The sequence below is a fragment of the Stenotrophomonas sp. LST15-1-1.1 genome (assembly GCF_040815575.1).
GTDB classification, from domain to species: domain Bacteria; phylum Pseudomonadota; class Gammaproteobacteria; order Xanthomonadales; family Xanthomonadaceae; genus Stenotrophomonas; species Stenotrophomonas lactitubi_B.
The window spans coordinates 98,041-118,588 of sequence record NZ_JBFPNJ010000034.1; the positions used below are offsets into that span (position 1 = coordinate 98,041).

Genomic DNA, 20,548 nt, shown 5'->3' on the forward strand with positions numbered 1-20,548 from the left:
TCAGGTCTGCGGCCACAGCACGGCCAGCAGCAGGGCAGCGAACTGCAGCAGCGTGGCCACATACTGGCGCATCAGCAGGCGACGCATGCCGATCCAGCGCGCATCCCAGCCACGCGTCGGCGCCTCTGCGTCCCGCCTGCGCAGGCCGGCCGTGTGCAGTGCCTGGTCCACCCGTTGTGCCGCGCCTTCACCCTGCAGGCCTTCCTGCTGCAGCAGGCGCAGCAGGCTGGCATCCAACTGCACCCGCACCGCGTAGTACGCCTGCACAACGCCTGCAACCAGGCTCAACAGCAGCAGGCCCGCGGCGAACATCGCCAGCCCCGGCTCGATGCCCAGCAGCAACAGGTCCAGCAGCAGCAAGCCCAGTGACAACGCGGCGGGCAGACGTCCCTGCCGCAGCAGCAGATGCATCATCGGCAGATCGGGCACAGCGCTCATGCAACGGTCTCCTGCGCGGCAGCGGCCGCGATCGCCTGTAGATGGACGTCATGCAGCACGATCGACGGCCGCGCGCCACGCACGATCGACACCGCGTCGGCCACATCACGCGCACGGCCGGTGCGCAGCAACCAGGTCGCCACGCTGGCCGCACTACGCGAATAACCCAGCGCACAACACACCAGCACGGGACCGAGGTTTTGCAGGCGCTCGATGGCGTCCGCCGCGGCACGCAACTGCGCGGCCGATGGCACCACCAGGTCCAGCATCGGCACGCTGGCATACGCTGCCCCCGGCGCACGACAGGAAAGCTCGGCACAGGTGTCGACCACGCCCACCAGTGGCACCGGCAGTGCGGTAGCCGGCAGGCGCCCCAACCAGACGGCGTCGATGACCGGCACCGGCTGCGGCGCCCTCCGCGTCCACAGCCGCGAGTTGATCCATGCCGCAGCCAGGTACGGTGCCAGCAGCCAGCGCGCGGCCATCGTCAACCGGCCATCGGCGCGCTTCTGGAACACCGCCGTGCCCAGCCCCGCATAGGCCAGCGACACCAGCAGCAACGACACCATCGGCCACAGCAGCCACAATGCAGCGCCGCGCAGCATCACCACCGGCACCAGCAGCAGCCCGGCACCCAGCGCATACAACGCCGCCAGCCGCCAACGTTTCGGCTCACCCGTGGCCTGCCACGCGCGCAACGGCGGCGTGCCCTGCTCCGGCCACAGCCACACGCACAGCCAGCCGGCCAGCAGTCCGGTGGGAATGTCGATGAAGTGATGCTGGAAGGTGGTCAGCACCGAAATGCCGATCAGCAGCGCCCATACATGCAGCAGCAGCCGCCAGGCACCGTGCAGGTACTGCGCGAACTTCACCCACAGCACGATCAGCAGCACGATGTGCAGCGACGGCGCCTGGTTGAATGGCTTGTCGAAGCCCAACAGTACATCGAACAACCAGCCGAACACCCCGCCGATGTCCGGCCGCTCGAAGCTGAAGCGCAATGGCCACAACAGGAAGCACGCGACCGCGATCACCTGCGCGCTGAGCAGGCGCAGCGCATGCCGGTCCAACTCCAATCGGCGCCGGCACAGGAAGAACGAGATCGCATAGAACAGGTCGATCGACCAGTACGGCACGATCGTCCACGGCACGAACGGAATCTGCGTTTCCCAGGCGAACGCCATCACCGGCAGCTCGGCGTGGCGGCCGGCCATCCAGTTGGCGAAGCCATAGCTGGCGAAGAAGAACGGCCCCAGCAGGGCCAGCCACAGCAGGGCGCGCCGCCACGGGCGCGCCTCGCTGGGTGCTGCGGTTGCCACCAGCGTCGCCATCACGCGATCCGGCGTGCCAGCGATACGGTGAAGATACCGAAGTCATCGATGCGCTGGGCCACCTTCTGGAAGCCGGCCAGGCGCACCAGTTCGTCCATCTCGTGCTGGGTACGGCGGCGCATCACCCATGCCGCGCCACCACGATGACTGGTCAACGCACGCGCGATGAACTCCAGCTGCGGGTGCCACGGCTGTCCGGTATAGGCCAGGTAACCGCCCACCGGCACCGTCGCGGCGATGCCCTGCAGCGAACGCAGTACGGCATCGTTGTCCGGGAACAGTTCGTACAGACCGGACACCACCGCCAGGGTCGGTGCCGGCTCCACTGCCGCCAGCTGCACCGGATCGAACGCATCGCCCTGTTCGAAGCGTGCGATGTCAGCCGCGCCGAGGCGCTCGATCAACGCCTTGCCCTGGGTCACGTTCAGATCGCTGAAATCGCGCAGCACGATGCGGTCGGCACGCTGTTCGCCTTGGCCGAGTGCCTCCAGCACGTAACGACCATGGCCGGCAGCCACATCCAGCACGCGCACCGGCGCCCCCTGCCCGCGCAGTCGCTGCGCAGCATCGCGCAGCAGTTCCTGCAGGTGCTTGCCGCGCACGCGGATGCCGCGCCAACCGATCGCATCCAGATAGTTGCGGTCGACCATCCGGCCCAGCGGGCCCTTGCCCCGCGCTTCATCACGGTAGATGTAGTCCAGCGTGCTGCCCGAGTCGAAACCGGTCTGCAGGCCCAGCGCGATGCCTTCGGACAGCGTGCCACCGAAGCGCAGGCCACCGCGCACCACGCGCCAGCGCAGGTCGGCCAGGCTGTTGCGCTCCGGCGGCCACGACAGGATCTCCGACTCTTCGAAGGTCGGGCCATGCCGATGCGCATCGCGCCGCGACAGTTCCTGCAGCGGCTCGGCAAAGCGTGCCTGGATGAAGCTGCGGACGCGAGCCAGCGCCGGTGCACGGTCGCGCTCGCCCAGGGTGTCGTGGAAGAAGCCCGGCAGGTGCACGCGCTCCTTGATCGGGCTGGACAGGCGTTCGTAGAAGCGGTCCTGCGGGCCGCGATGCACCACGAAGTCCGAGCCCGATACCAGCAGCTGCACCGGCACGCTGATCGCCTGCGCGTCGGCCACAATGCGGTCGGCCGCTTCATACAGGCCCAGCAGTACGCGCACCGAGATCGGCCGGGTGATCAGCGGATCAGTGCGGTAGCTTTCCACCCGCGCCGGGTCGTGGGTCAGCCACTGCGGCTTGACGTAGCTGTTGACGAAGAAGTTGCCGCGCAGCTTCTGCATCAGCGCCAGTCCAGCGCGTGCAAACGGCACGTACAGCTTCACCTTGAAGGCAGGCGAGGCCATCACCAGCGCGCGCAGGCGCGGCGCATAGTCATGCACCCACGTGGCGGCAACCACTGCGCCCACGCTCTGCGCGATCACCACGATGTCCTCGATCGCGATGCCGTGCTCGGCACCAATGTGCGCGATGAAACTGTCCAGGTCGCGTACCAGCGCCGGGAACCCCGGTGCGTCGCCACGCGTTCCGGGTGAGCGGCCGTTGCCGCGTGCATCCCATGCAAAGAACGCCGTGTCGGGCAGGTCCAGTTCGTCGACCAGATGGGTGACCCGGCCGGAGTGTTCATGGCCGCGATGCAGCAGCACGATGGCCTTGGCCGGCGTGGTTGCCGTGGTGCTCGGCCAGTACCGGTAAAACAGCGGTACCTGGTCGAAGCTGTGGAATTCCCGTTCCTGCGCCTGACGCATGCAATCTCCGTATTGGAATGGCGTGTGGTCGTGTTGTGTTTACTGCGGCGAAACCGCCGATTCCTTCAATCCCCGGCGTACGCGGTTGACCATCGTCACCCCGCACAGCACCGCCATCGCAGCGGCCACGCCGCTGACCGTCATCGCACCGCCCCAGCCAAACGCCAGCAGCAGGCCCAGCACGCCGATCACGAACGCGCGGTCGCTCTTGCCCATCGGGCCGTCATAGCGGCGGCTGGCGCCGACCATCAGGCCCAGTACGCCGGCGTACTCGCTCAGCGCGGCAGCCCAGGCCAGCAGCCACAGTGCTTCCGCACGCACGCCCGGTACGCTGAGCAGGCTCAGGTACAGCGCCGCGTCGGCGATCACGTCGCACAACTCGTTCAGATAGGCGCCCAGCCGCGATTGCTGGCCGAACTCGCGGGCCAGCATGCCGTCGACCGCGTTGAGGGCCATGCGCAGCAGCATCCACAGCGGCAGGGCCAGGTACAGCAGCGGCTGCGTGGGAGCGCAGCACCACACCGCAGCGGCCACCAGCAGCGAGACCACGGCCGCAGCCACGGTCACCGCGTTGGCGGTGACGCCCATGCGGTACAGGCCGCGTACGGCCGGACGCAGCAGGTCCTGGAAACGTCCTTTCAATGCATAGATCGACACGATCTGAACCCGCTAATCCTTGGCAGTGCGGGCACAGCCTACCTGATTGCGACAGCGCCACGTATCGAATTGCTGCCAATGCCGGTCCATGCGGGCGCTGCCGAGCGGACCGCGACGGGGGCTGCAGCGGCCAATTTCCCCCACCAGCGCCCGCCACCGGCCCCCACCGCCTACAATATCGGCCCCGCTCCGCTGCCGATTGCCCTGTCCCCATGACTGCTGATCTGTTGCCCGTCCGCCGGGCCCTCCTCTCCGTTTCCGACAAGACCGGCCTGGTCGAGCTGGCCACCGCGCTGGCTGCACGCGGCGTGGAGCTGCTGTCCACCGGCGGCACCGCCAAGGCGATCCGCGATGCGGGCCTGGCCGTGAAGGACGTGGCCGAGGTCACCGGCTTCCCGGAAATGATGGATGGCCGGGTCAAGACCCTGCATCCGATGGTGCATGGCGGCCTGCTGGGCCGCTCCGGGCTGGACGATGCCGTGATGGCCGAGCACGGCATCGGCGCCATCGACCTGCTGGTGCTGAACCTGTATCCGTTCGAAGCGGTCACCGCCAAGGCCGACTGCACCCTGGCTGATGCGGTGGAGAACATCGACATCGGCGGCCCGGCAATGCTGCGCTCGGCGGCCAAGAACTTCGCCCGCGTGGCCGTGGCCACCGATCCGTCGCAGTACGCCGAACTGCTGGCATCGCTGGACGCCAACGACGGCCAACTGTCGGCCGGCACCCGTTTCGCGTTCTCGGTAGCGGCGTTCAACCGCGTCGCCCAGTACGACGCGGCGATCAGCAACTACCTGTCTGCCGTCACCGCCACCGACGCTGCCGTGCCGGCGCGTGCCGAGTACCCGGCGCAGATGAATTCCACTTTCGTGAAGGTGATGGACCTGCGCTACGGCGAGAACCCGCACCAGAGCGGCGCGTTCTACCGCGACCTGCATCCGGTGCCGGGCACGCTGGCCACCTTCCAGCAGCTGCAGGGCAAGGAGCTGAGCTACAACAACCTGGCCGATGCCGATGCGGCGTGGGAATGCGTGCGCCAGTTCGATGCGCCGGCCTGCGTCATCGTCAAGCACGCCAACCCGTGCGGCGTGGCCGTCGGCGCCGGTAATGGCGATGCCTACGAGCTGGCCTACGCCACCGACCCGACCAGCGCCTTCGGCGGCATCATCGCCTTCAACAAGCCGCTGGACGCTGCGACCGCGCAGGTGATCCTGGACCGCCAGTTCGTTGAAGTGCTGATCGCCCCGGATTACGAACCGGCCGCGCTGGAATACGCGCAGAAGAAGGCCAACGTGCGCGTGCTGCGCATCCCGCATGGTGATGGCCTGAACAACTTCGACAACAAGCGCGTGGGCTCCGGCCTGCTGCTGCAGTCGTCGGACAACCGCGGCATGACCCGCGACGAACTGAAGGTGGTCAGCAAGCTGGCACCGACCGACAAGCAGTTCACCGACCTGCTGTTCGCCTGGAAGGTCGCCAAGTTCGTGAAATCCAACGCGATCGTCTATGCCAAGGACAACCGCACCATCGGCGTGGGTGCCGGCCAGATGAGCCGCGTGTACTCCGCGCGCATCGCCGGCATCAAGGCGGCCGATGCGAACCTGGTGGTCGAGGGTTCGGTGATGGCCTCCGATGCGTTCTTCCCGTTCCGCGACGGCATCGACGCTGCTGCGGCGGCCGGCATCAAGGCGGTGATCCAGCCGGGCGGCTCGATGCGCGATGCCGAAGTCATCGCCGCCGCCGACGAGCACGGCCTGGCGATGGTGTTCACCGGCGTTCGCCACTTCCGCCACTGATTGATGGAGCGACACGGATGTCTGCAGTCTCTTTGAAACCGCTCGCCGTGCTCGCCTTCGCGGGCACGGCCCTGCTGGCCGGCTGCAAGCCGGCAGCTGCCCCGCAGGCAGAACCTGCAAAGGCGGCCACCGCCGAGCCGACCGCCCATGTCAGCCGCACCGCGCGGCTGCAGGCGTTTCTCACCGCGCGCTACGGCAAGGACGCCAAGCTGTCGGGTGAGTGGCGCGGCACCTGGACCCAGGAAGGCGAAACCCGTCCCGTGGACTGGCAGGTCTGCGCCGAGCAGCCGGTAGTGACGGGCGACAGCTGGCAGCAGCTGCTGGCAGTGTGCGGTGCGTTGGCCGATGGCGCGCACATCGACCCGGGCACGATCGACTTCTTCGTGCTGCATCCCAAGGGCGAAGGCTTCGACGTGGCGAGCGAACTGACCGGCGAGCGCTTCGGCAGTGGCGGTCAGCCCGGCAGCGCCAGCATCATCCGCGCTGGCAGCGACTTCTACGGCTTCCGCGTCGAAGATGGCTGGTTCGGCCAGGGCTTCTCGCTGCTTTCGCAGACCCTGGTCCTTCCGGGCCCGAACGGGCTGGTCGCCACCGGCAACGTGCGCAGCCACATCGACAACGACGCCCAGTACGAATGCGAGAACGTCGACGCGACCGCCGACCCCGACACTGCCGAGGACTGCCGCACCCGTCGCTTCAGCATCGACTTCGCACTGCGTTTCGACGACAGCGACCGCAGCGCGCGCGTCTGGCCGCTGCTGATCGAGGAAACCGGCAGCACCTGCGGCGGCAAGCGGGTACGGCAGGAACACCGCTTCACCCTTGACCCGAAGTCCTGGACCTACTCCTTCCCCGAATCACTGCGACGCGAAGGCTGCGAATGACGCACACGCGCCGCCGGGGATCTGGAACCTCCCTTCCCACGCAATCTGGAATCTCGTGATGAACGTACTTGTCATCGGCTCTGGCGGCCGCGAACACGCCCTGGCATGGAAGCTGGCCCAGTCCTCCCGTGTCACTGAAGTGCTCGTGGCGCCCGGCAATGCCGGCACCGCCAACGAAGACAAGTGCCGCAACGTCGCGGTGAAGGTCACCGACATCGATGGCCTGCTCGCCCTGGCCCAGGCCGAAGGCGTGGCGCTGACCGTGGTCGGCCCGGAAGTGCCGCTGGTGGCCGGCGTGGTCGACCGCTTCCGCGCTGCCGGCCTGCGCATCTTCGGGCCGACGGCTGCCGCCGCCCAGCTGGAGGGCAGCAAGGCCTACGCCAAGGATTTCCTTGCACGCCACAACATCCCCACCGCGTTCTATTCGGTGCACACCGAGGTGGACGCGGCACTGGCCTACCTGCGCGAAAAGGGCGCGCCGATCGTGGTCAAGGCCGACGGCCTGGCTGCCGGCAAGGGCGTGATCGTGGCGATGACCCTGGCTGAAGCCGAAGACGCGGTGCGCGACATGCTCTCGGGCAACGCCTTCGGCGATGCCGGCGCGCGCGTGGTGATCGAGGAATTCCTCGACGGCGAGGAAGCCAGCTTCATTTCGATGGTGGACGGCGTGCATGCCCTGCCGATGGCCACCTCGCAGGATCACAAGCGCGTCGGCGACGGCGACACCGGCCCCAACACCGGCGGCATGGGTGCGTACTCGCCGGCCCCGGTGGTGACGCCCGAGGTGCATGCCCGGGTGATGCGCGAGGTAGTCAATCCGACCGTGCAGGGCATGATTGCCGATGGCATTCCGTTCACCGGCTTCCTCTACGCAGGCCTGATGATCGATGCCAGCGGCGCGCCGAAGGTGATCGAGTTCAACGTACGTTTCGGCGACCCGGAAACCCAGCCGGTGATGCTGCGCCTGCAGTCGGACCTGGTGGAGCTGGTGGAAGCGGCGATCGATGGCCGCCTGGACCAGGTGGACGCGCAGTGGGATCCGCGCCCGTCTCTGGGTGTGGTACTGGCCGCGAAGCCATACCCGGAAGCGCCCATCACCGGTGACGTGATCTCCGGCCTGGATGAGGTGCCGGCAACGGCCAAGGTGTTCCATGCAGGCACGACGCTGGACGCGCAGGGCCAGGTGCTCAGCGCCGGCGGCCGCGTGCTGTGCGTGGCTGCACTGGGTGGCAGCGTGCGCGACGCTCAGGCGAACGCCTATGCGGGTGTGGCGAAGGTGAGCTGGGCCAATGAGTTCCACCGCACCGATATCGGCTGGCGGGCGATCGCGCGGGAGGGTTGAGGCAGGCGCGGCATCAGGGCATCCACGCATGGCGTGGATCTACTGGTGCTGCACCGGCCGGGTAGATCCACGCCGTGCTTGGATGAAGGCCCGGCCTTGCCCAGTTCCCAGTATCAGGAGCACGGAATGCCCAATCAGCAGAACTATCCCGAAGGCACTGATTGCGTCTGGCTGGGCGTGGACCAGGCTGGCGCGGTTGCGGCCTTCGTCACCGCAGGTGAGGGCGAAATTCCGACGGCGCTTCTGACAGGCGCCGTCGTGGACATCCTCCAGATTGAAGCGATGCTGCTGGACCTCCCTGTCGTGGGGGAAGCCGTGATGCACATGGATCTCCCCCGAGCGGATGACTATCTGGCCATGGCCTCGCGCGGTCTGTACGTCTACGACTGGAGCCGTAACCAGTACACACGCTTTACCACACCTACAGTAGCCATCCAGCACTCCGTACTCACTGAAACGCTACAGGTAGCGGCGGACCTTGCGGTATTTACGTCCGTAGACTTCCCGAAACGCACGTCCCTGTCGATCAACCCGATGATCGAGGCGGTCCAACTCCGTATGCTGTGATGCCGCCTTTCGCCTTCCGAAACAGAAAAGGCCCGGCATTGCCGGGCCTTTCACATTCACTCACAGAACCGCTTCCAAGCCTTTGCGGTCAATAAGATTGAGCAGCTTCAGCGATGGTCCACTCGGCTTCTTGTCACCCTGCTCCCAGCTACGGACCGTGGACACACTGGTATTGAGCACCCCCGCGAAAACCGGCTGACTGAGGTGAAGCGAGGTGCGGAGCGCCCGAATCTGGGCACTGCTGTACTCGGGCACCGTTTCAAGGCAGAGCGCCGCGTAGGTATTCATCCGACGTTTGTCGATGACGCCATGCGCATGGAGTCCGGTCGCCGTGTCGTAGATCGCCTCCAGAAGGGCGCTCTTGGCGCGCGTGCGTTCAGGGGTCTTGGTCACGACAGATTTCATACAGTTCTCCGGACATCAGGGCAGACGCAATCTGTGCACCACTCATACCGAACAGGTCAGTTGCAAGTCCTAGGAGCAGGTCACGTTCGGTACTGCTGATCGTCGCACGCTGGTTCTTCTCATAGCCAAAGAGAAAGAACCAGTGACTCCCTCGCTGCGTTGCAATCAGGGTTCGAACACTGCCGCGCTTGCCACGACCCGGCAAGGCGACCCGCTTCTTGAAGACACCGCCGCCGAGGCTCGCGTCGATCAGTCCCCGGCGCATTTCATCCACTGCCCGACACAACGCCTCATCAGTCAGCGTAGAGCGGCGCATGCTGCGTTCGAAACTACGGGTGCGGAATACACGTGGCATGATCATACCGTGCCACTTAGTGGTACGGCGTGAAAATCGGGACTTGGTGTGTGCCGACGTAGGAATGGTCAGTGTCGAAATGTAGCCACAGTGCGCGCCGTGCATGAATCGCCACGGGCGGGAAAAGAAAAGGCCCGGCAATGCCGGGCCTTCTCTTTTCTTCAACGCCACCCGCGCCTTACGCGGTGAACAGCGCCTTCATCTTCTTCAGCGCGTTAGCTTCGACCTGGCGGATACGTTCGGCCGACACGCCGTACTCGTCCGCCAGTTCCTGCAGCGTCACCTTGCTGTCCGCATCCAGCCAGCGGCGGCGGATGATGTCGCGCGAACGCGCATCCAGTTCCGCCAGGCCTTCGCGCAGCAGCTGCATCTGGTTGTCTTCGCTGTCTTCGCGCTCGTAGGCCATCGACGGATCTTCGTCATTGGCCACCAGGTACGCAGCCGGCGAAGGCGGTGCATGGTCGTTGTCTTCGTCGGTCGGCGCATCGAAACCGATATCGCGGCCGGACAGGCGCGATTCCATTTCCAGCACCTCGCGCTCGGACACGTTCAGGTCCTTGGCCACGGCGCTGACTTCGGCAGCGTTCATCCAGCCCAGGCGCTTCTTCGACTTGCGCAGGTTGAAGAACAGCTTGCGCTGCGCCTTGGTCGTAGCGACCTTCACGATGCGCCAGTTCTTCAGGATGAACTCGTGCATCTCAGCACGGATCCAATGCACGGCGAAGGACACCAGGCGCACGCCCATGTCGGGGTCGAAGCGCTTGACCGCCTTCATCAGGCCGATGTTGCCTTCCTGGATCAGGTCGCCCAGCGCAAGGCCGTAGCCGTTGTAACCGCGGGCCACGTGCACCACGAAGCGCAGGTGCGAATGCACCAGCTCGCGGGCAGCGTCCAGATCGTTGCCGTCGCGGAAGCGACGGGCCAGGTCCTGTTCGTTATCGACCGACAGCACCGGGATCTGGTGCACGGCACCGATATAGGCGTCCAGCGAACCGAGCGCACTGGGAATCGGCAGATTGTTTGCCACAAGGGCAGTAGAGGTGTTCTGGCTCATAGGCACCCATCTTAGCAGTCCGGGATTTGGACTGCTAAAGGAGGAAAAAGTTCCAGCATTCCACTGATGAAACACTGGTCCCAAACAGAGCCCTACCGTAACGCGATTTGATGACAGTGGCGAGCGCGCTTTTCGGGATACACAATCCCTTGCAATTCAATCGCCTGGGCCGGAAAACACGGCCATTCCGGGTCAAAGGGAGCTGAACAGGCAGCGGTTTCGCCCCTCGATCGCCGGGTAGCGTTGCCCGCCGTTCAGCCCGATGGCGTCAGCGACGCCCGCGGCGGCAGCGACCAGTCGATCGGGGCCTGCCCGCGGCGCTGCAGGTACTCGTTGGCCATCGAGAAATGACGGCAGCCGAGGAAGCCACGGTGGGCCGACAACGGCGAGGGATGCGGCGATTTCAGCACGCGATGGCGACCCGTATCGATGACCTTGCCCTTCTGCTGCGCGTAGGCCCCCCAGAGCATGAACACCAGGCCCTCGCGCTCGCGGTTGAGCACGTCCACCACATGGTCGGTGAAGCCTTCCCAGCCGCGCCCCTGGTGGGCACCGGCCTTGCCCTCTTCCACCGTAAGCACGGCGTTGAGCAGCAGCACGCCGCGCTGTGCCCAGGGAATCAGGCAGCCGTGGTCGGGGCGCGGGATGGCGAGGTCGCCCTCGATCTCCTTGTAGATGTTCAACAGCGACGGCGGTACCGGCACGCCCGGCTGCACCGAGAAACTCAGGCCATGGGCCTGTCCACGGCCGTGGTACGGGTCCTGGCCGAGGATGACCACTTTCACCTGGTCGAACGGGGTGGCATCGAACGCGGCGAAGATCTGCGGGCCGGGCGGGAACACCGCCGCACCGCTGGCCTTGCGCTGCCGCAGGAAGCTGGACAGCTCGCGCATCTGCGGCTGCAGCAGGTAATCGCCCACACGCTGTTTCCAGCTCGGCTCCAGCTGGATCGCCGGGGTGTCCACTACTTCATCGATCATCGCAACACGTCATCGCAACAGGGGTCCATCATTCAACCGTGCCAGCCGCAGCTGGAACAGCACCTTGGTGATCAGCAGGCGCTCTTCGATCGGCTTCAGCACCAGGTCGTTGGCGCCAGCCTGCAGCAGGCCGGTCTGGTTGTGCGGATTGCCGTCGCCGGTCATCACCAGCACCGGCAGGCGGCGCTTGCCGTAGCCGAAGTCCACGCGCACGCGCTGCACCACGTCGCGGCCGCTCAGCTCTCCCTTCAGGGTCACATCGGTCAACACCAGGTCGATGCGATGGCGGCTGCGCCCCAGCGATTCGGCGGTCAGCAGGGTAAACGCTTCTTCAGCGCTGACCACATGCATCACGTTCAACTGCTGGCGTTCGAGCATGCGCTTGGTCGCCTCGGCCACCACCCGGCTGTCCTCGATGTAGAGGATGGTCGCGCCGGGAATGGTCTGCGGCTGCACGTAGCCGCGCACGAACGTCGCCAGGGCCTCGTGGCCCAGTGATTTGTCGAAGTAGTCGGTGACGTACTCGGTGAAGCGGCGCTGTTCCAGGTGCTGCTGGGCGTCGCCGGAGACCACGATCACCGGCACATAGGCCTGCCCGGCGGCTTCGCGCACCATCCGTGCCAGCGCCAGCCCGTCGCCATCGCGCAGGGTCAACGAAGTGGTGACCAGATCGACCGGGCCCTGCGCCAGCGCATGCTGGGCGTCTTCGATGCTGTCGCAGCCGATCACCTCCACGCCCGGCAGATCACGCTGCAGGACGTCGGCGATCAGCTTGCGCACCAGCTTGGAACCGTCAACCACCATCACCCGCGTCGCGGGCCCTTCAAGGTGCTTCAGCGCTTGCGGTTGCATGCCGGTCTCAGGTGTCGGTCGGTCGGGTCTGGCGGAGGAAGTGACCGGTCACCAGCCATGCACCCAGCCAGCCCAGCAGCAAGGTGCCGAGCAGTACCAGGCTGCCATGCAGCAGGTCCAGGCCATGCAGCACGAACGGGCTGCCATAGCTGCGCGACAGCTCGGCCAGCGGCGCGCGCAGGGCGGCACCGGCAATGCCGATCAGGCCCAGCGCGACCGCGCCGGCGCCCAGGCCATACCAGGCGCCCAGGTACAGGAACGGGCGGCGGATGAAGCCATCGCTGGCGCCGAGCAGCTGCAGCACGCCGATTTCCTCGCGGCGGGCCTGGATGTCCAGGCGCACGGTGTTGCCGACCACCAGCGCCGCGCCGGCGCCGAGCAGCACCGACAGCACCTGCACCAGCCGCGCGCCGAACGCGAGCCATGCATCCAGGCGCTGGCGCCACAGCGCATCATGCTGGACCAGGTCCGCCCCGGGCAGGCTTTCCAGCGCGCGCGCCAGCCGCGCATCGTCCTGGCCCTGTCCGGGGGTGATCACCAGCAGCGAGGGCAGCGGGTTGTCGTTGAGTGCGTCGATGGCTTCGCCGAGGCCGGCCTGGCGCAGTTCCTCAAGGCCCTGCTCCGGCGTGCGCACGGTGACGCTGGCCACGTCCGGGCGATCGCGCAGTTCTCCGGCCAGGCGCAGCGCACCGGGGCCGTCGACGTCGGCCTTCAGGAAGACGTTGATGTCGCGCGACTGCTGCACGCTGCCGGCGAACTGCTTGAGGTTGTCCAGCGCGATCGACAGGCCCAGCGGCAGCGCCAGGGCCAGCGCCATGACCATCACGGTCAACAGCGTCGCCCATGGTTTGCGGCAGGCACGGCCGAGACTGAACACCACGCTGTGCACGTGATGCTGGAACCACACGCCCAAGCGCGACGGCGCAGCGGCTTCGGTGTTTTCGTTCTTGGCCATGGTTACTCCGCCAGATCCTGCGGCGAGATGTCGTCCACCAGCCGGCCGTGGTCGAGGATCAGCACGCGCTTGCGCATGTGGCGCAGCAGCGGCAGGTCATGGCTGACCACCAGCACGCTGGTGCCGCGCGCGGGCAGTTCGGCGAACAGGGACATGATTTCCGCCGCCAGGGTCGGATCGAGGTTGCCGGTCGGTTCGTCGGCCACCAGCAGCTTGGGCTCGCCGACGATCGCGCGGGCGATGCCGACGCGCTGCTGCTCACCGGCCGACAGCTGCGAGGGCAGCGCCTTCTCGCGGTGGCCCAGGCCCATGCGCTCGAGCACCGACCGCACGCGCTTGTTGATGTCGCCACGGCGGGTGCCGCGCAGGATCAGCGGCAGCGCTACGTTCTCGGCGATGGAGCGGTCCATCAGCAGGCGGTGGTCCTGGTAGACCGCACCGACCGCGCGCCGATGCCGCGGCACATCGCCGCCGCGCACCTTCAGCAGATTGCGCTCGTCGAACATCACCGCGCCGCGGCTGGGCCGCTCGTCGAGGTGGATCAACTTGAGCAGGGTGCTCTTGCCCGCCCCGGAGTGACCGGTGACGAACAGCATTTCGCCCGGCGCGACCTCGAAGCTGACATCGGTCAGGGCTTCGTGGCCACCGGCGTACTGTTTGCTGACATTGTCGAAGCGCAGGACACTCATGCCCCGATTATGCAGGACCGGCGCGACAGATCGGTAGCGCCGGGCCGCATGGTGGGTGCCGACCGTTGGTCGGCACACCTTTCAAGGCCACCCGACCAACGGTCGGGTGCTACCGGATCAGTTGCCCGACAGCATCCGGCGGATCTTGCGGCCGATACGGGTCAGGAACGAGTCACCGGCATCGGCGCTGGTACGCACCGGCTTGGCCACCACCTGCACCGGGGTGACCGGGCTGGCGCCGTTGCCGGCGTTGCTTGCCACGCCCTCGGCACCCTCGACCGGACGGCCGTGGCGACGACGACGACGCTTGCGCGGCTTGCGCTCGCCGTCCACTGCGCTTTCCGGCGCCGCGTCAGCGCGCGGCGGACGCGGGGCCTGCACGGCAGCGGCTTCAGCCGTCACCGCACCCTCGACGGCTGCAGCAGCAACCTGCTCGCCTTCCACACGCGGCTTGCGCGGGCCACGCGGACGGCGTTCGCCGCTGCGCTCGCCATCACGGCCACCACGTCCAGCGCCGGCACCGCTGCCGGAACGACCGCCACTGCGGCCGCCGCCACGACGCTCTTCCTCGGCGGCACGCGCTTCGCGTGCTTCGCGGAAGATCTGGCCAACGCTTTCGTTCTCGTCGCCTTCCTCACCCGGTGCCGGGGCGGCACGCTCCGGGCGCGGCAGCGAGGTCAGGATCTCGCTGGTGACCGCTTCAACCGGGATCTTCTGTTCGATGTAGGCCTCGATGTCCGGCAGGCCCATCGCGTAGCGCTCGCAGGCGAAGCTGATGGCATCGCCTTCCTCGCCCAGGCGGGCGGTACGGCCGATGCGGTGCACGTAGTCTTCGGCGTCGAACGGCAGGTCGTAGTTGTAGACATACTTGATGCCGTCGATGTGCAGGCCGCGGGCGGCCACATCGGTGGCCACCAGGATTTCCAGCTGACCCTTCTGGAAGCGGTTGAGCAGGCTCTCACGCTTCTTCTGCGGCACGTCGCCGGACAGCACGCCGACGCGGTAGCCAGCACGCTCCAGCGAACGGGCCACGCGCTCGACGAACACCTTGGTGTTGACGAAGACCATGGTGCGCGCGCCTTCGCTGCGCGACAGCAGGCCCAGCAGCAGCGGGATCTTCTCTTCGTCGGCCGGGAAGTAGATGCGCTGGCGCACGCGCGCGGCGGTGATGGTCTCGGCTTCGACCACCAGCTTCTGCGGCTCGTTCATGTGCTCGTAGGCCAGCTCGAGCACGCGGTGGCTCAAGGTGGCGCTGAACAGCAGGGTCTGCCGGGTGGAGCGCTCCGGCATGCGGCGCAGCAGGAAGCGGATGTCCTTGATGAAGCCCAGGTCGAACATGCGGTCGGCTTCGTCCAGCACGCAGATCTCGCAGGCGTGCAGCGACACCACCTTGTGCTGCTTGACGTAGTCGATCAGGCGGCCGGGGGTGGCGATGATCACGTCCACGCCCTGCTGCAGCAGTTCGCGCTGCTTGTCGTAATCCACGCCGCCGTACACCAGGGCGAAACGCAGGCCGAGGTCCGAACCGAACTTGACCGCATCCTTGTGGATCTGGATGGCCAGCTCGCGGGTCGGGGCCAGGATCAGCGCGCGCGGATCTTCCGGCTTGCGATCGGCCAGCGCCGGGCGCGTCAGCAGGCGGTTCACGACAGCGACCAGGAAGGCCAGCGTCTTGCCGGTGCCGGTCTGGGCCTGGCCGGCGACGTCGCCACCGGGCAGCGCGACCGGCAGGGTCAGCGCCTGGATGGGCGTGCAGCGGGTGAATCCGGCTCCTTCAAGACCAGCCTGCAGGGCCGGATGCAGATCGAAGGAGGAAAAAGTCAAATCGGTCAGCGGTTTGTCGCTCATGTGTCCGTCTTGGTATGGCCACGCGCCTGCGGGCGGCGGCACTGAAATCTGTCTGGGGCTCCGTCGCAAACTGCGGCCCCTGCGGCGGGTCGGGCTGGCCGGGACCCCTCGGGTCCGCGCGCCGCACAATGCCCCAGTTTACCGCACTCGGGCCGGCAAACCGGAATCAGGCGTCTCAGAGCTTACGGAGACAGACCTCTTCACCCCGCAGTACCGCGCTTGAACAGCGGCGCCGGCCCCCCATGGCCTATCCCGCCAGCACCCCCATTTCAGCCATGGACAGTGAAATCGGACACATACCGTGCTCAGCCCCGATCACGATACGCTGGGTTCCAGCCAGCACCTGTCCGCGCGCTGCGATAGGGGTACACTGCCGGCCGTGAGCGTCCAGGCATCCCGCCGAACGCACCGTGGCAGTCCGCCGCGAGGCAACGACGAGGGTCACGCCACCGGGCATGGCCCAGTTCACCCACCTCCGGCCTGGCCGGGTGCAATCCAAGACGAGAAACCAAGATGAGCGACAAGGTTGTACACGTCGGCGATGCCGACTTTGATAGCGCCGTACTGAATTCCAAGGAACCGGTGCTGGTCGATTTCTGGGCCGAATGGTGTGGCCCCTGCAAGATGATCGCCCCGGCGCTGGACGAACTGGCCGATGCCTACCAGGGCCGCGCCAAGATCGCCAAGGTCAACGTGGACAACAACCGCGCGCTGGCCGCCAAGTACCACGTGCGTTCGATTCCCTACTTGGTCGTCTTCAAGGACGGCGAGAAGGTCGGCGAGCAGATTGGTGCCGTTGGCAAGGCCCAGCTGGCCGGCCTGCTGGACAAGGCCCTGGCCTGATCCTGCGCGTTACCGGCAGCCGTTTCCCACGGCTGCCGGGCGGGCGCCCCGGCGCCTGACTGAATACCGTATCCGGCGACCCTTGCGTGGCGCCGCGGGCCGATGATAGTGTCGGCACATCCGGCCGCGTTCGCGTGCCGCATCTTCTGGACGCAGTTTCTTCCAGACCCATTCCCAATGTTCGCCGCCCCAGCCGGGCGCTCGCACCTTCAAGCGAGGAATAACGCTCTTGTCCGATAACACTCCCGAAACCGGTAGCGCAGATGCGCCCGCCGAAAAGCGCGTGCGCAAAGCCCGCGTAACCAAGGCTGCCGCTCCGGCCGCCGCCGAAACCAGCGCCGCTCCGGCGCAGCCTGCCCTGCCGCTGGCAGCCGCGCCCGAAGCGCCGGCACCGGCCGCAGCGCCTTCCGCGCCGAGCGCACCCGCCACCGAGGCCCCTGCCAGCAGTGGCGGCGGCGAAGGTGGCGAGGGCCGCGAATCCGGCCAGCCGCGGCAGTCGCAGCAGAACAACCAGGGCGGTGGCCAGAACCAGAACCCCTACAACCAGGGCGGCCAGCAGGGCCAGGGCAACCGCCGTGACCGTTTCCGCAACCGCCGCGACCGTGATCGCAATGGCGGCGGCGGTGGTGGCGGTGGTGGCAACGGCGGTCGCTTCCGCGATGACGGCATGCCCAACGACAACGGCGAACAGCAGCCGTTCGTACCGCGTCCACACGCCAACGTGCCCGAAGGCTTCCCGGTCTATTCGCTGAGCGACCTCAAGCGCATGCCGGCGCAGAAGCTGCTGGAGATCGCCGAGCAGCTGCAGATTTCCGAAGGCGTGGCCCGTGCCCGCAAGCAGGACGTGATCTTCGCGCTGCTGAAGGTGCTGACCCGCCACGGCGACGGCGTTGCCGCCGACGGTGTGCTGGAAATCCTGCCGGACGGCTTCGGCTTCCTGCGCGCGGCCGAGGCCAGCTACCTGGCCGGCCCGGACGATACCTACATCTCGCCCAGCCAGATCCGCCGCTTCAACCTGCGTACCGGCGACCACCTGTCCGGCCGCATCCGCTTCCCGAAGGACGGCGAGCGCTACTTCGCGCTGTCGATCGTGGACACCATCAACGGTGAGCCGCTGGAAGCGTCGAAGAACAAGGTGCTGTTCGAGAACCTGACCCCCCTGTTCCCGCGTCGCCGCTTCACCCTGGAGCGCGGCAACGGTTCCTCGGAAGACATCACCGGCCGCATCCTCGACCTGATGGCACCGCAGGGCAAGGGCCAGCGCTCGCTCATCGTTTCCCAGCCGAAGGCCGGCAAGACGATGATGATGCAGCAGGTCGCCACGGCCATCACCACCAACCATCCGGACGTGCACCTGATCGTGCTGCTGATCGACGAGCGCCCGGAAGAAGTGACCGAAATGCAGCGCACCGTGCGCGGCGAAGTCATCAGCTCGACCTTCGACGAACCGGCCGCGCGCCACGTGCAGGTGGCCGAAATGGTCATCGAGCGTGCCAAGCGCCTGGTCGAGCACAAGAAGGACGTGGTGATCCTGCTCGACTCGATCACCCGCCTGGCACGTGCCTACAACAACGTCGTGCCGAGCTCGGGCAAGGTGCTGACCGGTGGTGTGGACGCCAACGCCCTGCATCGCCCCAAGCGCTTCTTCGGTGCCGCGCGCAATGTGGAAGAAGGCGGCAGCCTGACCATCATCGCCACCGCGCTGGTCGATACCGGCTCGAAGATGGACGAGGTGATCTACGAAGAGTTCAAGGGCACCGGCAACAGCGAAGTGCACCTGAGCCGTCGTATCGCTGAAAAGCGCGTGTTCCCGGCCATCGACATCAACCGTTCCGGCACCCGTCGCGAAGACCTGCTGATCGAGCCGGAGCTGCTGCAGAAGATCTGGATCCTGCGCAAGCTGCTGCATCCGATGGATGAAATGACGGCGATGGAATTCCTGCTGGACAAGATGAAGAACACCAAGTCCAACGACGAGTTCTTCGGTTCGATGAAGCGCTGATCGCGCGGCATTGATGCACTACGGAAAAGCCCCGCCATGCGGGGCTTTTTCGTAGTGCGGCGGCACGACAGACGACTTCACTTCGCGGCCCGGCGTTTTGGCGATAATCTGCGGGACAAATGCCTGACTCTCCGCCCCGACCGCGCTGGCCGGGCCGCCGATTCCCGCTGTTGCCCCATCCGGAGGATCCGGCGGGTCCAGCCCTGCCCGATTCTTCAACCGCATGCGCACGCTGTCCCCCCGCCTCAACCTGGGCAAGCTGATCCTTGCCCTGGCCCTGCTCAGCGCCGTCATCGCCCTGGCCAATACGCTGCTGGCCAGCTATCGCGTGCAGCGCGACCAGCTGGTGGGCAACACCCTGGAAGCCAACCGTGTGTACGCCACCAAGCTGGCCGAGACCACGCAGAACTTCCTGCTGGCCGCGCAGCAGCAGCTGGCCTATGCCGCCAACCGGCTTGGCAACAGCGACATGGACCCTGCCCAGGCACAGGATGAGGCCAGTCGCCTGCAGCTGCAGTCCAGCAGCTTCAATTCTTCGCTGGTGGTGGCCAGCGATGGACGGGTGATCGCCACCTCGCCGCAGAGCCTGCAGCTGCAGGGCGAGATCCTGCGCAGCGCCGGCAGCAAGGCAGCACTCGATCGGCGCGAGCCGATGATCAGCGATCCCTACCAGTCGGCCACCGGCAAGCTGCTGATCTCGATCTCGCATCCGGTATTCGACCGCAGCGGCCAGTACCGCGGCTATGTCAGCGGCACCCTGTACCTGCGCCAGCGTAGTGCGCTCAACACCCTGCTGGGTACGCACTACTACCGCGACGGCTCGTACCTGTATGTGGTGGACCGCCATGGCCGCCTGATCTATCACATCAACCCCAAGGAAGTGGGCACCTATGCGTTGAACAACCCGGCGGTGAAAGAGGTGATGCGCGGCCAGCGCGGTGCGCAGCAGGTGCGCAACAACCACCAGGTGGCGATGCTGGCCGGTTACGCGCCCGTCGCGGCGACCGGCTGGGGCATCGTCGCGCAGCGCCCGACCGAGGCGACGCTGCAGCCGTTGTCACGGCTGATGTCGGCGGTGATCTGGAATGCCATTCCGCTGGGCGTGTTGTCGCTGCTGATCACCTGGTGGTTCGCACGGCGCATTTCGCTGCCGCTGTGGCAGCTGGCGCGCAACGTGCAGGACGGCGAAGACACCGGCAACGCGATCAGTCACGTCAACGGCATCCAAGCCTGGTACTTCGAAGTGGCGCAGCTGAAACAGGCCGTGCTGTACAGCTTCAATGCGCTGCAGGACCGGATCGGCACCCTCAACCGCGCCAGCCGCACCGATCCGCTGACCGGCCTGCTCAACCGTCGCGGGCTGCAGCAGGCGCTCGACGCACTGCAGGTGCAGGGCCTGCCGTTTGCGATCCTGACGCTGGATATCGACCGCTTCAAGTCGATCAACGACAGCCACGGTCACGACGTCGGTGATGCGGCCATCGTGCATATCGCCGAACAGATGCGCCGCCATTCGCGCGAGACCGACGTGCTGTGCCGCGCCGGTGGCGAGGAGTTCCTGGTGCTGCTGCCGGGCGTCGGCATCGAAGCGGCCCGGCAGACCGGCGAGCGCCTGCGCCAGGCCATCGCCGATGAACCCTTCGCGCCGGTCGGTACCATCACCGTGTCGCTGGGTGTGGCCCATTTCCCCAGTTTCCACACCGATCCGGAACAGGCAATGCGCCTGGCCGACAAGGCCCTGTACTTGGCCAAGGAGCAGGGCCGCAACCGGGTGGTCGTGTACCCACACGCCGATTGAG

General features: G+C 66.7%; 19 protein-coding genes. 7 read left to right on the forward strand and 12 right to left on the reverse strand.

The features are described 5' to 3' along the window. The 4 genes from MRBLST15_RS20510 to MRBLST15_RS20525 are packed head-to-tail and all read right to left on the reverse strand — an operon-like array spanning position 1 to position 4,177. Entirely contained in the window at positions 1-438 is a 438-nt protein-coding gene (locus MRBLST15_RS20510) for a hypothetical protein (protein WP_367787707.1), read from the reverse strand. Beyond that, a complete protein-coding gene (locus MRBLST15_RS20515; RefSeq protein WP_367787710.1) occupies positions 435-1,769 on the reverse strand; it encodes a phosphatase PAP2/dual specificity phosphatase family protein in 1,335 nt (444 codons plus the stop codon). The genes MRBLST15_RS20510 and MRBLST15_RS20515 overlap by 4 nt, the downstream gene beginning before the upstream one ends. Continuing rightward, positions 1,769-3,520, reverse strand: coding sequence for a bifunctional alpha/beta hydrolase/class I SAM-dependent methyltransferase (locus MRBLST15_RS20520; protein ID WP_265952762.1), 1,752 nt, complete (start codon positions 3,518-3,520; stop codon positions 1,769-1,771). The genes MRBLST15_RS20515 and MRBLST15_RS20520 overlap by 1 nt, the downstream gene beginning before the upstream one ends. 39 nt (positions 3,521-3,559) lie before the next feature. After that, complete coding sequence (locus MRBLST15_RS20525; RefSeq protein ID WP_367787713.1) at positions 3,560-4,177, reverse strand: CDP-alcohol phosphatidyltransferase family protein; 618 nt, start codon at positions 4,175-4,177, stop codon at positions 3,560-3,562. 212 nt (positions 4,178-4,389) lie between these two features. On the opposite strand from MRBLST15_RS20525, the gene purH reads away from it, so the two are divergent. From purH to MRBLST15_RS20545, 4 genes are all read left to right on the forward strand, one after another. Further along, positions 4,390-5,973: a bifunctional phosphoribosylaminoimidazolecarboxamide formyltransferase/IMP cyclohydrolase gene (gene purH / locus MRBLST15_RS20530; RefSeq protein ID WP_191077742.1), complete on the forward strand. Its 1,584-nt coding sequence runs from the start codon at positions 4,390-4,392 to the stop codon at positions 5,971-5,973. Positions 5,974-5,990: 17 nt separating this feature from the next. Continuing rightward, positions 5,991-6,857, forward strand: coding sequence for a hypothetical protein (locus MRBLST15_RS20535; RefSeq protein WP_367787716.1), 867 nt, complete (start codon positions 5,991-5,993; stop codon positions 6,855-6,857). 58 nt (positions 6,858-6,915) lie between these two features. Then, positions 6,916-8,199 carry a phosphoribosylamine--glycine ligase gene (gene purD / locus MRBLST15_RS20540; protein ID WP_265952194.1) on the forward strand — a complete coding sequence of 428 codons (1,284 nt, stop codon included), beginning with the start codon at positions 6,916-6,918 and terminating at the stop codon, positions 8,197-8,199. 126 nt (positions 8,200-8,325) lie between these two features. Beyond that, complete coding sequence (locus MRBLST15_RS20545; RefSeq protein WP_367787719.1) at positions 8,326-8,766, forward strand: hypothetical protein; 441 nt, start codon at positions 8,326-8,328, stop codon at positions 8,764-8,766. A gap of 60 nt (positions 8,767-8,826) precedes the next feature. On the opposite strand, the gene MRBLST15_RS20550 is transcribed toward MRBLST15_RS20545, so the two are convergent. From MRBLST15_RS20550 to rhlB, 8 genes are all read right to left on the reverse strand, one after another. Further along, positions 8,827-9,159, reverse strand: coding sequence for a helix-turn-helix domain-containing protein (locus tag MRBLST15_RS20550; protein ID WP_265952192.1), 333 nt, complete (start codon positions 9,157-9,159; stop codon positions 8,827-8,829). Beyond that, a complete protein-coding gene (locus MRBLST15_RS20555; protein WP_265952191.1) occupies positions 9,143-9,526 on the reverse strand; it encodes a type II toxin-antitoxin system RelE/ParE family toxin in 384 nt (127 codons plus the stop codon). The genes MRBLST15_RS20550 and MRBLST15_RS20555 overlap by 17 nt, the downstream gene beginning before the upstream one ends. 178 nt (positions 9,527-9,704) lie before the next feature. Continuing rightward, positions 9,705-10,580 (reverse strand): RNA polymerase sigma factor RpoH, encoded by an 876-nt coding sequence (rpoH, locus tag MRBLST15_RS20560; protein WP_025878613.1) that lies wholly within the window; start codon positions 10,578-10,580, stop codon positions 9,705-9,707. Positions 10,581-10,834: 254 nt separating this feature from the next. Continuing rightward, positions 10,835-11,560, reverse strand: coding sequence for a uracil-DNA glycosylase (gene ung, locus MRBLST15_RS20565; protein ID WP_265952190.1), 726 nt, complete (start codon positions 11,558-11,560; stop codon positions 10,835-10,837). 9 nt (positions 11,561-11,569) lie between these two features. Beyond that, positions 11,570-12,412: a response regulator gene (locus MRBLST15_RS20570; RefSeq protein ID WP_025878611.1), complete on the reverse strand. Its 843-nt coding sequence runs from the start codon at positions 12,410-12,412 to the stop codon at positions 11,570-11,572. Between the two features lie 7 nt (positions 12,413-12,419). Next, the gene (ftsX, locus tag MRBLST15_RS20575; RefSeq protein WP_099820457.1) at positions 12,420-13,367 is read right to left on the reverse strand and encodes a permease-like cell division protein FtsX; all 948 of its coding nucleotides are present in this window, start codon (positions 13,365-13,367) and stop codon (positions 12,420-12,422) included. A 2-nt stretch (positions 13,368-13,369) separates the two neighbouring features. After that, positions 13,370-14,056 carry a cell division ATP-binding protein FtsE gene (gene ftsE, locus MRBLST15_RS20580; protein WP_025878609.1) on the reverse strand — a complete coding sequence of 229 codons (687 nt, stop codon included), beginning with the start codon at positions 14,054-14,056 and terminating at the stop codon, positions 13,370-13,372. Between the two features lie 117 nt (positions 14,057-14,173). Then, positions 14,174-15,904 carry an ATP-dependent RNA helicase RhlB gene (gene rhlB / locus MRBLST15_RS20585; RefSeq protein WP_367787726.1) on the reverse strand — a complete coding sequence of 577 codons (1,731 nt, stop codon included), beginning with the start codon at positions 15,902-15,904 and terminating at the stop codon, positions 14,174-14,176. Between the two features lie 513 nt (positions 15,905-16,417). Here rhlB and trxA point away from each other — a divergent pair. The 3 genes from trxA (at position 16,418) to MRBLST15_RS20600 (ending at position 20,547) form a co-directional block, all read left to right on the forward strand. Then, entirely contained in the window at positions 16,418-16,747 is a 330-nt protein-coding gene (trxA, locus tag MRBLST15_RS20590; protein WP_025878607.1) for a thioredoxin, read from the forward strand. Between the two features lie 229 nt (positions 16,748-16,976). Next, positions 16,977-18,749, forward strand: coding sequence for a transcription termination factor Rho (gene rho / locus MRBLST15_RS20595; protein WP_367787730.1), 1,773 nt, complete (start codon positions 16,977-16,979; stop codon positions 18,747-18,749). A gap of 223 nt (positions 18,750-18,972) precedes the next feature. Beyond that, positions 18,973-20,547 carry a sensor domain-containing diguanylate cyclase gene (locus MRBLST15_RS20600; protein ID WP_367787733.1) on the forward strand — a complete coding sequence of 525 codons (1,575 nt, stop codon included), beginning with the start codon at positions 18,973-18,975 and terminating at the stop codon, positions 20,545-20,547. Position 20,548: the final 1 nt, after the last annotated feature.